Origin of the sequence: Heliomicrobium gestii (assembly GCF_009877435.1) — a bacterium.
In the GTDB taxonomy this organism is placed as follows: domain Bacteria; phylum Bacillota; class Desulfitobacteriia; order Heliobacteriales; family Heliobacteriaceae; genus Heliomicrobium; species Heliomicrobium gestii.
Genome location: NZ_WXEX01000012.1, coordinates 41,244 through 54,567, shown reverse-complemented (window position 1 = coordinate 54,567; position 13,324 = coordinate 41,244). Strand labels below are relative to the sequence as shown.

Sequence of the window (13,324 nt, the reverse complement as noted above, 5' to 3'; positions counted from 1 at the left end):
GGAACCGGCGTGACGGCGAATAGAAAACAGAATGGGGACATTCTGCTCCGCGGCGGCAAGGTGGTCAACGTCTTCACCCTTGAGATCGAAGAGGCGGACGTGGCCATCGCCGGCGGGATGATCACCGGCCTTTACCGCCGGGACACAGCATCGCCCGCGCCAGGGAGCTATGGACAGGTGATCGATCTGCAGGGCGCCTTTGTGACGCCCGGTCTGATCGACGCCCACATCCACATCGAGAGCACCCTGTTGACGCCGCCCGCCTTTGCCGGCGCCGTCGTTCCCCATGGGACGACCGCCGTCATCGCCGATCCCCACGAGATTGCCAATGTCCTGGGCGTCGATGGTGTCTGGGCTTTTGCCCGGATGGCCGAACGGTTGCCCTTGGATGTCTATATCATGGTTCCTTCCTGTGTGCCCGCCACCCCGCTGGAGACCAGCGGCGCCGTTCTCGACGCCGAAGCGGTCGCCCAAATGATGGACGATATTCCCGGCGCCATCGGGCTGGCTGAAGTGATGAACGTCCCCGCCGTTCTGGCCGGGGATGACGACCTCTTGCAGAAGATCACCGCCGCCCGATTGCGTGCGTTGCCGGTCGACGGGCATGCGCCCGGTCTGAAAGAAGAGGCGCTGCAGGCCTATATCTCGGCCGGCGTTACCTCTGATCATGAGAGTGTTACCGCCGAAGAAGCCTGGGAGAAACTGCGCCGGGGGATGCGCCTGCTGATTCGTGAAGGATCGGCGGCCCAAAACCTGGCTGATCTCATATCCTGTATCGTGCCGGCTACGCAGGAAAACATTTCTTTTTGCTCTGACGACCGGCACCCGGCAGACCTCTTGCGCGAAGGACATATGAACGCCATTTTGCGCAAGGCTGTCTCCCTCGGTGTCGCTCCGGCGCTGGCCGTCAAGCTGGCGACCGTAACGGCAGCCCGCCACTACCGGTTGCCCCGTGTGGGCGCCGTCGCGCCGGGATACCGGGCCGACCTGGCCGTCTTTTCGGATCTGACCGCCTTTCAAACCCAGGCGGTGTTCAAAGGTGGACAGATGGTCGCTTCGGCAGGGAAGCTGTGCGAAAAGGCCGGTGACGCCCGAACATACGCCGATAGGCCTTGTTTCGGTGAAGGCAGCGTCCATCTTCCCCCCATCGCCGGCCGCCTCGCGCCTGCCTATGATCGAGACGCCGAGGTGCGTGTCATCGTTATCCAGCCCAACCAGATCGTCACTGGTCAGGAGATCATCCCGGCCGCCCACATCGGCCCGGCCAAGGATATCCTCCCCGTGGCCGTCGTGGAGCGCCACGGCAAGAGCGGGGCCATCGGTTGCGGCCTCCTCCGTGGTTTCGGCCTGAGACGTGGCGCTGTCGCGTCGACTGTCGCCCATGATTCCCACAACCTGATCGTCGTCGGCGTCGACGACGCAGAGATGGCCTTCGCCTGTGAGACCCTGGCCGAGATGGGCGGCGGCATGGTCGCCGTTGCCGGCGGTCGAGTCCTCGCCGCCTTGCCCTTGCCGGTGGCCGGCCTCATGTCGGATGAGGACGCCGCAACGGTCGCCCGGCGCCTCGCGTCGTTGCACCAAACTGTCCGTGATCTCGGCTGCACTCTGGCGGCGCCGATGATGACCTTGTCCTTCCTGGCCTTGCCGGTCATTCCGGAACTGAAGCTGACCGATCAGGGCCTCGTCGATGTAAATCGTTTTTCTTTGGTTCCCGTTCTCTGTTGACGGACCGCTTGACCCATAATCGCAACGCAGTGATCAACGCTAGGAAAGGCAGGCCGTCGAGCGTGAAGGTTGTTCCGATGTTCCGATTTACCGCCAAAGCGGCGCCATTCCGGCTCCAAGGCGTCATCTCGTTGATGATGGTATGGGAAACCCGTCGGATCGGCGCGCAGGGAATCTATGTCCATTTTGTGGTGGCCAATCCCGTCGAGTCTCAGATCGACTGGTTTGACCAAGTGCCCTTTGGTCAGGGGGACAGCCTTTTTACGGGATTGCCTGATCATTCTGTCGACCTCGCCATGCCAGAGGCGCTCAACCTCTTTGATCAGATCCTAAGCGATCTCGAACAGGCTGACGTGGAGATCCCCACAGAGATCACGGCGCTCCGCAAGACGCTGCAACCCCAGGATCCCCTGACGCCAGACCAGTGGCATGCCATGATGATGCGACTCTTTGACCGGCCCTTAAAACCGCGGGAAGTGGTGCATGCCTACTTTCAGGCCAGGGCTGTCGATGACTGGGCCCTCGTCTATTTCCTTTTGCCCCGTCGCACACGGCAACGGGATGGGAACTAGGAGGAATTTACCCGGCGCATGCTGAAAAAACACGAAGGGGAGAGTGTCCTTCGCGGCGTTGTGGTCGAAGAATCACCCAGTGTCAAGGGGGTCCACCTGATCGCCGAATCGCTCATCGGCCGGGATCAGTTTCTCCTCACCTTTCGCGCTCATTTTTACCTCGTCCAGGAGGAAGGTCGCTGGGTCATCTCCAGCATCCGCCGCGAGCCGTCCCTGAAAGTCCCCTTTGGTCAAGATCCCTTCTTCCAGGGGTTTTGGTATTGGCGCGTTTTCCCGACGCGCAACACCGATCTGATCCTGGAAAACCTCCGCAATGAAGACGGCTGTCATGCCGAAGAGGGTGAGCGTGGAACGGCCGTTATCTATATGAGCCACATGAACGATTCCATCGAGATGGGCGTCGATGTGGCTCGCGACGCCCGTGGTCAGGTCTGGATCGGTCGCCGTGAGATCGCCGTGGGCACCGTCTCGGAGGAGCGGCTCAACGCGCTTATTCGGGACCTGCGCCGCAGCCGCCTCATCGGCCATAGCCCGGGGAGAGGTCCCTACCGTCTGCCCGAGATCGCCAACTACGCCTTTCGTGAAGGCAGCTACGCCAACTTTGAAGAACTGCTTGACGCCTGGGAAGTGAAGCTTGACGACCCGCTCATCGGCCCCGAAGGCTGGGGGCGGGACAGCGATAACGACCCTGTCGCCCGGGCGGTCGCTGAGACAGCCCAGATCGGTTCCTTGCTGACCCAGTTCATTCATTGGCGTTTTGCCGAACAGTGGAAGCGTGAGTGGAGCCAGTTTGCCCGCCATACGGACGAACCGGAGTCATCTTTTGCCGACCACCCCCTTGGCGCCCTCTTTTGGGAGTGGTTCGTCTTTGACCGCCGTCTCCGCAGCGGCAGCACCACCTTGGACGCCTTTGAGCAGGAGGTGGCGAGCCACCTGCCGCCGGCCTTGCGAGAGGCCTTGCAAAACTGGATAAAAAACCGGCCCGGCTTTTACGTGATCCTTTCCCTGGAAGAGAAGGGGTACTGGGTCCGCGATGTCTTCGGCGAGGAAAAGTTCTTCATCCGCGATCCCGAGTACAACCCGAAAAAACCGCCCTATGAAGGGGGCTACCTGCTCTTTTGCCGGCTCATGCCCTGGGAAGAGGATTATCGCTACGGCGGCATCGCTTTTTTCTTCCCGCCCTGGTACCGCTCACCGGTAGTGAGTTACATCCGGGAACTGGGTTTGAACACCGGCGGCGAAGTGCCCTTTGACTGGCTCAGCCTGTGGCGGCGAAAGTCCCGGCAGATCCTCTACTTCGTGATGGAGTTGCGACGCAAGCAGATTCAGCCGAAACTGATCACCGCAGAGGGACATCGCGCCAGTTCTTGCCGGTCGATTTTCCGGATCGCCGATCAGGCGGCTTTGCTGGAAGCGCTCGAACAGCTGCCAGACCTTTCGGCGCCGGAACGGGAAACGCAAAAGGGGCAGGGGGAGATCTGTCGCTTCAAGTGGCTGGAAGCGGGTTTGACGGCCCAGTTGATGAACGCCTTGCGCGCTGTCGACGTGGAACAGACCGTCGACGGGATTCCCCTGACCGATATTCACTGCTTGAACCCGGGCGGGGAGATGGTGCGCCAGGTCGGCAACCTTACCCTGTACCGCCAGTACGCGGTCATCGATACGATCTCCAAGGAACGGATGGACATCATGAAGCGGGTGCTGATCAAGTTTTGCGGCTTTTATCTCAGTCATGAGGAAGATGTCTTCGAGGAGCCGGAAACACTCGGCTCAAATCTCGTCAAGAATAAAATGAAGTGACCATCACAAATGAGACACGCCTGCGGCTGCATTCCGACTGATTTGCCGATCGGCTGCGAGGAAGTGTACAATTCGATGATTCTTCGCTTCGATAAAGATGATGAAGATGATGAAGATAAGGAAGGTGAAATCGATGGCCCTTACCAAAGCGGAAGTGGAACACGTGGCCATGCTGGCCCGCCTCCAACTGTCTGAGGCGGACGTGCAACGATACACAACCCAACTCAACGCCATCCTCGATTATGCCCAGCGCTTGCAAGCCTTGGACACCAAAGATGTCCCTCCGACAGCCCATGTCTTCCCGCTCCACAACGTTATGCGCGACGATCGCATCGACCCCTCGATGGACCGCGAAAAGATTGTCGCCAACGCGCCGGAAGAGGAAGAAGGCTTTTTCCGCGTACCGCGGATCGTATGAGCCGCCCTTAACCCCCAACCCTTGATCATCAGATACCGGAACCGCTCGCCGGAACCGACGAATGGAGGATCCCCGTGAAGCTGTACACGAAAACGGCCCATGAACTTCACGATCTGCTCGTCCGCAAGGAAGTCAGCGCCACTGACCTGGTGAAGGCCCAAGCGGAACGGATGCAGGCATTGGAACCGAAGATCCAGGCGTTTGTTACACCGACAGTGGACAAGGCCTTGGAACAAGCCGCCCTTGTTGACGCTAAAATCGTCGCCGGCGAGGCCATCGGCCCCCTGGAAGGCGTTCCCATGGCCATCAAGGACAACATGTGCACCGATGGCGTGCGCACCACCTGCTCCTCGAAAATCCTGGAGAACTTTGTGCCGCCCTATGACGCCACTGTGGTGACCAAACTGAAGGAAGCCGGCGCCATCATGATGGGCAAGACCAACCTGGACGAGTTCGCCATGGGTTCTTCGACGGAGAACTCCGGCTTTTTCACCACCCGCAACCCCTGGGATACAGAGCGAGTGCCCGGCGGTTCTTCCGGCGGTTCTGCCGCCTCTGTCGCTGCCGGACAGGCGGTCTTTTCCCTCGGTTCCGACACGGGCGGTTCCATCCGCCAGCCGGCCGCCTTCTGCGGTGTCGTCGGTTTAAAGCCCACCTATGGCGCTGTCTCCCGTTTCGGCCTCATCGCCTTCGCTTCGTCTCTCGATCAGATCGGTCCCTTCACCCGCGATGTGCGCGACTGCGCCCTCGTCATGAACGCCATCGCCGGTCATGACGCCAAGGATTCCACGTCGGCGCCGGTCGATTTCCCTGACTATACGTCCTTGCTTGGCAAATCGATCAAGGGCTGGCGTGTCGGTCTGCCGAAGGAGTACTTCGGCGACGGCATCGACCCTGAGGTTCGCGCCGTCATCGAAAAGGCCGTCAAGACCATCGAGAGCTTGGGCGCCGAGGTGGCCGAATGCTCGCTGCCCCATACGGAGTACGCCCTGCCCGTTTACTACCTGCTCGCCCCAGCCGAGGCGTCGTCCAACTTGGCCCGTTACGACGGTGTTCGCTATGGCTACCGCTCCGAGTCGGCCGACGACCTGATCAGCATGTTCAAAAAGACCCGCGCTGAGGGCTTTGGCGACGAAGTGAAACGGCGCATCATGCTGGGCACCTACGCCCTCAGTTCCGGCTACTATGACGCCTACTACCTGAAGGCGCTCAAGGTGCGCACCCTGATCAAAAATGACTTTGATCAGGCCTTCGAGAAGTTCGACTGCATCCTGTCGCCGACGACGCCTTCGGTGGCCTTCAAATTCGGCGACCGCACGGACAACCCCCTCCAGATGTACCTCTCTGACGTCTTTACCCTGTCGGTCAACCTGGCGGGCATCCCCGGCCTCTCGATCAACGCCGGCTTTGCCAACGGCATGCCGGTGGGATTGCAAATCATCGGCAAGGCCTTCGACGAGGCGCGCCTGCTTCAGATCGCCCACGCCTATGAAGAGGCGACCGGCTGCCACAGCCGGATGCCTGAGTTGGGGGTGTGATCGATGGGCAACGAAATGATTGAGACGATGGATAGGGACGAAACGATGGAACGAGAATTTGATTTTGAGATCGTCATGGGCATTGAGGTCCATGCTGAACTGCACACGAAGAGCAAGATCTTTTGCGGCTGCACCACCGAGTTTGGCGGCGAACAGAACACCCATGTCTGCCCCGTCTGCCTTGGCTTGCCCGGCGTGTTGCCGGTGCTCAACCGCCAGGTGGTGAACTACGCCATGAAGGCGGGCCTCGCCCTCAACTGCGAGATCGCCGAGTTTTCGAAGTTTGACCGCAAGAATTATTTCTACCCTGACCTGCCGAAGGCATACCAGATCTCCCAGTATGACCTGCCCATCGCCAAGGATGGCCACATCGAGATCGAGGCGGGCGGGAAAAAGAAGCGCATCGGCATCACCCGCGTCCACATGGAAGAAGACGCCGGCAAGCTTGTCCACGGCGGCGCCGCCAACCTGGCCGGGGCCGAATACTCCCTCGCTGATTACAACCGGACCGGCGTGCCCCTCATCGAGATCGTCTCCGAGCCGGATATCCGCTCCATCGAGGAGGCCATTGCCTATCTGGGTCAATTGAAAGCCATCCTCGAGTACACAGAGGTGTCCGACTGCAAGATGGAGCAGGGCAGCCTGCGCTGTGACGCCAACGTGTCCCTGCGCCCCTGGGGGCAGAAGGAGTTCGGCGTCAGGGCGGAACTGAAGAACATGAACTCCTTCAAGGCCCTCCAACGGGCCCTTGAATACGAGATCGAGCGCCAGGCGGAGATCCTCCGTGAAGGCGGCGCCGTCGTCCAGGAGACACGCATGTGGGATGAGGCGAAGGGCATGACCATCTCCCTGCGCAGCAAGGAAGAGGCCCACGACTACCGCTACTTCCCCGATCCCGACTTGGTTCCCCTGGTGATCTCCCGCGAGTGGGTGGACAAGGTTCGCCAAACCCTGCCCGAGTTGCCGCAGGCGCGGCGGGTGCGCCTCGTCCAGTCCTATGGCCTGCCTGAATATGACGCCGGCATCATCGTCGGATCAAAAGCGATGGCTGACTACTTTGACGCCGCCTGCGCCGCCTACGCCATCGCCGTTCCTGCGGGCACGGAAGCCGACAGCAAGGGCCAGGAGCGGGCCAAGCAGATCTCCAACTACTTGATGGGCGAACTGACGCGCTTCCTGAACGCCTCCGAAAAGGGCTTCCAGGACAGCCCGATCAGCCCCGACAACCTGGTCGGCCTCCTGCGCCTGCTGGAAGAGGGCACCATCTCCACGAAAATCGCCAAGACTGTCTTCGAGGAGATGTTTGCCACCGGCAAGGCGGCCAAGACCGTCGTCGAGGAGAAGGGCCTCGTCCAAATCTCTGACGAAGGCGCCATCGCCGCCGTCATCCGCGACATCCTCGCCGCCAACCCCGCCGTCGTCGCCGATTACAAGGCGGGCAAGGAAAAAGCCATGGGCTTCCTTGTCGGTCAGGCCATGAAGGCGACGAAAGGGAAAGCCAACCCCGGCTTGGTGAACAAGCTGTTGAAGGAAGAATTGGCGAAGATGTAACCCTGATCACAGAAGAGCCTGTCATCCACGGAATCGATGAAAAAAACCTCCGGCAGCGGCCAAGCGTCGCATCGGAGGTTTTTTTCTTTTACGGCCACCCGGACGGCATTGCCTTCCCATTAAAAACAACATATAATTTTCCAATAAAAGGAATTCCGATGCCGCATTTTTCATCACTTCGCAACATAGCGTCTGAACGGAGGTTTTATTAGCGCGCCGACCGCCTGAGCATCGGACGGGTTTTAGGGAGAAGCAAGACGATAGGAGGGATACCCGATTCGAACCAATTCGGTGAAACAGAAGATCGTCTGGCCCATCCTGATCGTATTTGGTTTTGTCGTCTTGGCCATGGCTGCCTTCATCTACAACTACACCGCGCAAACCCTGAAAACCCAGGGGATGGTGCTCACTGAGACGATTCGCATGGGAACAGAAAACGCCCTCGCTGCGCGCAAACGGGTGGAAAAGGTGCTGGAGCGGGAGATGCTCGCAGAGGCCACCTTATTATCCCTGCTTGTAAAAAAAGGCGCCACCTATGAAGACTTGGTCGAGTTGTCGCGGCGGGGGGACATGGACGAGTTGTGGGTGAGTGACAGCACAGGTCAGACCCGGCTGACCAATCTGGCGCCACGCGTTGATTTCAGTTATGGAAAGAACTCGAAAGAGCAGGCCTTCGAGTTCATGGATCTGATCACCGGTAAACGGCAGACTGTCGTCCAACCGGCGCAACCGCGTTCCCTGGACAGACAGGTTTACAAATATGTCGGTGTAACCGGATGGGATGACGAGCGCATCGTTCAGATCGGCCGAAGCGGAAAAATGCTGATCGATCAGGAAAAACGGATCGGCGCCCAGGCATTTTTCGAACAGATGAGCGACGATTTGGGCAAAGAGGTGCTCTTCGTCGCCATCGTATCGGAGGAAGGCAAGGTGCTTCAGGGAACCGATGAGACGGTCACAGAAGTATCTCCCGAGATCTGTGCCCGTTTGAATGAGGGACTTCTCAACGGCAAGACGCAGTATCTTGTGGGACAGTATCAAAAGAACCCGGTCGCCTACTACGTGGCGCCCCTTTCGAACGGTCAGGGACTGGTGTTGGCCTATTCCAACCGCATTCTCAGCTACATTCGCAATGTGACGGCCATTTCGGCGCTGGCCGGTTTTGCGATCATCTCCCTGGTCTTGCCGACCGTCGTCAACCGCCAGATGGGCCGCCTCGACGAATTGGCCAGGGCCTTGCAGGGCATCAGCCGCGGCGAGGGCGATCTGACCCAGCGGATCCCCGCCACGACGGATGACGAGATCGGGTTGTTGGGGAAGGCGGCCAATGGCATGCTCGAGACCTTGCAACGCACGATCCGTCATATCAGCGGGTCGGTGGAACAGTTCCGGGGAGCCTCAGAAAACTTGAAAATGACGACCGATCAGCTTCGTATCGTCAATCACCAGACGGCTGATGAGACGGCAAAGGCCTCCCAGGAGGCTCATGATTCTGATCGAACATTGGCCGGCATGGGCGCCCGCATGGAAGAGGTGGCCCATACGGTGGAACGCATGGCGGCGGCCACTGAAGAGACCTTTCTCGCGACGGAACTGGCGGGGCGGTGCGTGGACCGGGGACAGGAGGTTGTCGCCGCGGCCCGGGAGAAGATGCAGTTCATCCGTCTTTCAACAGACGATACCAACCGGGTCATCGATCAATTGTCCTTGAAGTCGGGACAGATCGCCAAAATCCTGCTCATAATCGACCAGATCGCCAACCAGACGAACCTGCTCGCTCTCAACGCCGCCATTGAGGCAGCAAGAGCCGGCGAGGCGGGGCGGGGATTTGCTGTTGTGGCCGGCGAGGTCCGGAAATTGGCCGAAGAATCGCAGCGGGCTGCCGGCGATATCGCGGCCATTGTCGGCGATATCGGAGATGAGATTGAAAACATTGTCATCAACCGGGAAAAACAGAAGCAAGGGCTCGCCGCGGGCATCCAATCCTTCGGCGAAGTCGACGACACCTTTCGAGATATCGCCGTCGCCAGCCGGCAGGTGCTGGAACGGACGGAAACCGTCGCCGGTCAAATCCAGACGCTGGCGACGGAATGGCAATCCCTGTTGGGGGAATTGCGGCAGGTGCAGGAGAACTCGCGGCGGATGGCCGGCAACACGGAGACGATTGCCGCCACCGTGCAGGAGCAGGCCGCATCGATGGAAGAGATTGCCCTGTCGGCGGCCCTCCTGGCTCGAACCGCTGACGGGTTGCAGGAAACTTTGTCTGGGTACCGATTCTGAGCCATGCAGTCGAAAAAGCGACCAGCCTGTCTGGTCGCTATTTTTTTCTCCCTGTCGCCATTGTATAATGAAAACAAACATGCGCGAACGAGCACAATCACAATCACTGTCGTCCTTCCCCCCCGGAAGAAAGAGGGATTCTCATCATGTGGCAACGGCATCACATCGCTGCGTCTGTGTTAGACGCGCTTACCGCCCATATCGCCGTCATCAATGCCGAGGGAACAATCATTGCCGTGAACCAGGCATGGAGTGAATTTGCTCGCGCCAACGGTGCAGCCGAGGCGAAAGCCGGTGTGGGCGCCAACTACCTGGCCGTCTGTGATGACGCGCTGGGAGATGACGCCGACCTGGCAGCCCAATTCGCCGGCGGGATTCGTGCCGTCATGGCGGGAGCACAGGCGCTGTTCGCCCTGGAGTATCCCTGCCATTCGCCGGAGCAGCAGCGCTGGTTTATCGGACAGGTGACACCCATGCGCCCAGTGGTTGGAACAACAAAGGAAGAAAATCTGTTCATCGTCGCCCATGAGACAATCACTGAACGGAAGATGGCGAAGGAAACAGAACGACAACTGCAACAGGTGCGGGCGGCGCTGCAGCGCAAGACGGAAGAGCAGACCATGTTGCTCAACGACATCGACACCCACGTCTGGTACCTGAAGGATCCCGAGACGTTTGGCGCCGTCAACCGCGCCCATGCCGAGTTTTACGGGATGGACCCCGCCGATCTGGACGGCCGAAGGATTTACGACATGTGCGGGAGTCGCGCCGAGGCCGATATCTGCATCGCCGGCAACCGCAAGGCCTTTACGGAAAAAATCCTCGTCCGCGCCCTGGAGTGGGTCACCGACGGACAAGGACGCCGGCGTCTGCTCGCTGTCAACAAACGACCCCGGCTGGACGAAACGGGCAATGTGGCGTTTGTCATCTGTTCCGCCGACGATGCGACGGAAAAATGGCAGGTGGAAGAGAACCGCAAACAGGTCGAAGCGGAACTGCACCAGGCCAAGGAGGCGGCGGAAGCGGCCAACCGAGCCAAAAGCGCCTTTTTGGCCATTATGAGCCATGAGATTCGCACACCCATGAGCGGCGTCATCGGCATGACCGAATTGCTCTTGGATACGGAGCTTTCGGGTGAACAACAGAAGCTGGCCGGGATGATCCGCGAGTCGGCGAATCTGCTCCTGACCATCATCAACGACATCCTCGACTTCTCGCGCATCGAGGCGGAGCGGCTTGCCCTGGTGTCGGAGATCTTCAACCTGTCTTCAGTGGTTCAATCGACGACAGGGCCGCTGGAACTCAAAGCAAAGAAAAAAGGACTGCAGTTCCACTGCGCCGTCGACCCAAACCTGCCCCAACTGCTTCTGGGTGACGCCGTCCGACTGCGCCAGGTGTTGTTCAACCTCCTCGGCAACGCCATTAAATTCACGGAAACGGGAACGATCACCTTTCGGGTGACGGGCGAGGTGGAGTCGACGGAGTTTGTTCATCTTCATGTTGAGGTTAGCGATACCGGTTTCGGCATCACGCCGGAAGAACAAAAGCGACTGTTTCAACCCTTCACCCGCATTGAAAACCAGCAAACCCACCGGTTGGAAGGGACGGGGTTGGGCCTTGTCATCGCCGACCGGCTCGTCTCCATGATGGGGGGCAAGCTGTCTGTTGAAAGTGAGCCGGGAAAAGGAGCCACCTTCCGCTTTGCCATTCCGCTGCCCATCTTTCAAGCAGGCAGCGTTTCCCATGAGACGATGATCTCATCCTCGAGGACATTGCCGGCGACTGCGCCAGCATCGTCGATGACGGGCACTGTGTCGCCACCGCCACTCCTGCTGGCCAAAGCGGCGGACCGGCAATCGACACCGGCGCCGGCGACCCTTCCGGCTATGCCGGCGAGAGCCAAACCGGAGCGTCGGCTCTTCAACCACTTTCCCATTCTCCTGGTGGAGGACAACCCTGTCAATCAGAAACTGATCGGCCTTCAGTTGAAGACTCTGGGCTATATTGATGTCGATCTCGCCGTCTCCGGCCATGAGGCCATTGAACGCACTGAAAAACGGGAGTATGCCCTCATCCTGATGGATTGTCAGATGCCAGGGATGGATGGGCTGGAAGCGACCCGGCAGATCCGTTGCCGCGAAGAGACGAATGGCCGCCATACGCCGATCATCGCCGTGACGGCCAACGCCATGCTCGGTGACCGGGAGGTGTGCCTCCAAGCGGGAATGGACGACTACCTCAGTAAACCCTTCCGCCTCGAAGAGTTGCATCACTCTATGTTGCAGTTCCTTGAAGCCAGCGGGTAACCTGTTCGCCTGTCGAAGATGGAGGAAAAAAGAGGGCGCAAGCAGAATCTTTTTCCCATGGAATCGCCGATGGAGGGAAACAGCCATGCTTCAAGAAGCATTGTCCAGGGGGAAGCGCCCAAACTATCGAAAACCGATCATTCTTGGGCTGGCATGGTTACTGGTTCTCCTCTCGCTGACAACTGGGGCAGGATCGGCCTTGACCCATCGGGCAGAAGGCGCGCCGGTCGGACCGTCGAACTGTCTGGCGCCGGGAGACCACAAAGCGCTGATCAACGGGGTGGAACTGAGTTACCATGTGGCAGGTGATGGGCCCGTCTGTGTCGTTCATCCCGGCGGACCGGGTTTGGATTGGAGCTATGCCCGGATGCCGGAGGTGGAAAAGCATTTTCGCATGGTCTACCTGGAACCGGTGGGAACCGGCGCGTCGGGCCGGCTGGAGAGACAGAATGACTACACCTTCGAACGGTATGTGGAAGATCTGGAAGCATTGCGCCGGCGCCTTGGCCTGGAAAAGATGTACCTCCTGGGCCATTCCCATGGCGGCATGGTCGCCCAGCATTACGCCTTGCGCTATGGCGAACGGTTGCAGGGACTGATCCTTTATGCGACAACGCCGGTCACGGACGACACCTTTCAAAAAACAGTAGCGATGAACGTCTTCTGGTTTTTCGACCGTCCCTGGTACTGGGAGGCCATGGCGGGGATGCGCGACACCGCTACGGTGCGCACCGACGAAGAGGCGACCCGGAACTTTCGCCGCTATGTGGGGCTCTATTTTGCCGACTATGACGCCCATAAACAAGAGATCGACCGCTTCGCCGAAGGGGTGCGCTGTTCCCTGGCGCCCAATCAGGCTTTTTACCGTCAGATGCCTTTCTTTGACTTGCGAAACCGGTTGGGAGAGATCTCTGCCCCCGTATTGATCTTGGCTGGGCGGAAAGACTTTCTCTGTCCGGTCCAGTATGCCGAGGAGATGGCAAGCCGCATCAAAGGCGCCCAGTTGGTTCTTTTTGAACATAGCGGCCACCTGGCCCATCTGGAAGAGCCGGCGGCCTTCGCCGAGGCGATGGCCCGTTTCAAAGCCGGCGCGGCCCATTGAGTCAAGTCCTCCATAAACGCGCGAAGGAAGGT

Annotated in this window: 9 protein-coding genes; all 9 read left to right on the top strand. The window is 59.4% G+C overall.

The features are described from left to right. Nucleotides 1–9: 9 nt before the first annotated feature. The 9 genes from ade (at nucleotide 10) to GTO89_RS13345 (ending at nucleotide 13,292) form a co-directional block, all read left to right on the top strand. Complete coding sequence (ade, locus tag GTO89_RS13385) at nucleotides 10–1,725, top strand: adenine deaminase (RefSeq protein WP_161262600.1); 1,716 nt, start codon at nucleotides 10–12, stop codon at nucleotides 1,723–1,725. A 77-nt stretch (nucleotides 1,726–1,802) separates the two neighbouring features. Next, complete coding sequence (locus GTO89_RS13380; RefSeq protein ID WP_161262599.1) at nucleotides 1,803–2,297, top strand: hypothetical protein; 495 nt, start codon at nucleotides 1,803–1,805, stop codon at nucleotides 2,295–2,297. Between the two features lie 18 nt (nucleotides 2,298–2,315). Beyond that, the gene (locus GTO89_RS13375; RefSeq protein ID WP_161262598.1) at nucleotides 2,316–4,097 is read left to right on the top strand and encodes a hypothetical protein; all 1,782 of its coding nucleotides are present in this window, start codon (nucleotides 2,316–2,318) and stop codon (nucleotides 4,095–4,097) included. Nucleotides 4,098–4,230: 133 nt separating this feature from the next. Continuing rightward, nucleotides 4,231–4,515, top strand: coding sequence for an Asp-tRNA(Asn)/Glu-tRNA(Gln) amidotransferase subunit GatC (gene gatC, locus GTO89_RS13370; protein WP_161262597.1), 285 nt, complete (start codon nucleotides 4,231–4,233; stop codon nucleotides 4,513–4,515). Nucleotides 4,516–4,589: 74 nt separating this feature from the next. Continuing rightward, a complete protein-coding gene (gene gatA, locus GTO89_RS13365; protein ID WP_161262596.1) occupies nucleotides 4,590–6,053 on the top strand; it encodes an Asp-tRNA(Asn)/Glu-tRNA(Gln) amidotransferase subunit GatA in 1,464 nt (487 codons plus the stop codon). Nucleotides 6,054–6,056: 3 nt separating this feature from the next. Further along, a complete protein-coding gene (gene gatB / locus GTO89_RS13360) occupies nucleotides 6,057–7,604 on the top strand; it encodes an Asp-tRNA(Asn)/Glu-tRNA(Gln) amidotransferase subunit GatB (RefSeq protein ID WP_328793919.1) in 1,548 nt (515 codons plus the stop codon). A gap of 291 nt (nucleotides 7,605–7,895) precedes the next feature. Next, entirely contained in the window at nucleotides 7,896–9,884 is a 1,989-nt protein-coding gene (locus GTO89_RS17870; protein ID WP_161262595.1) for a methyl-accepting chemotaxis protein, read from the top strand. A 146-nt stretch (nucleotides 9,885–10,030) separates the two neighbouring features. Further along, a complete protein-coding gene (locus tag GTO89_RS13350) occupies nucleotides 10,031–12,190 on the top strand; it encodes an ATP-binding protein (RefSeq protein ID WP_161262594.1) in 2,160 nt (719 codons plus the stop codon). A gap of 85 nt (nucleotides 12,191–12,275) precedes the next feature. Continuing rightward, nucleotides 12,276–13,292 (top strand): alpha/beta fold hydrolase, encoded by a 1,017-nt coding sequence (locus tag GTO89_RS13345; RefSeq protein ID WP_161262593.1) that lies wholly within the window; start codon nucleotides 12,276–12,278, stop codon nucleotides 13,290–13,292. The last annotated feature ends 32 nt before the right edge of the window (nucleotides 13,293–13,324 follow it).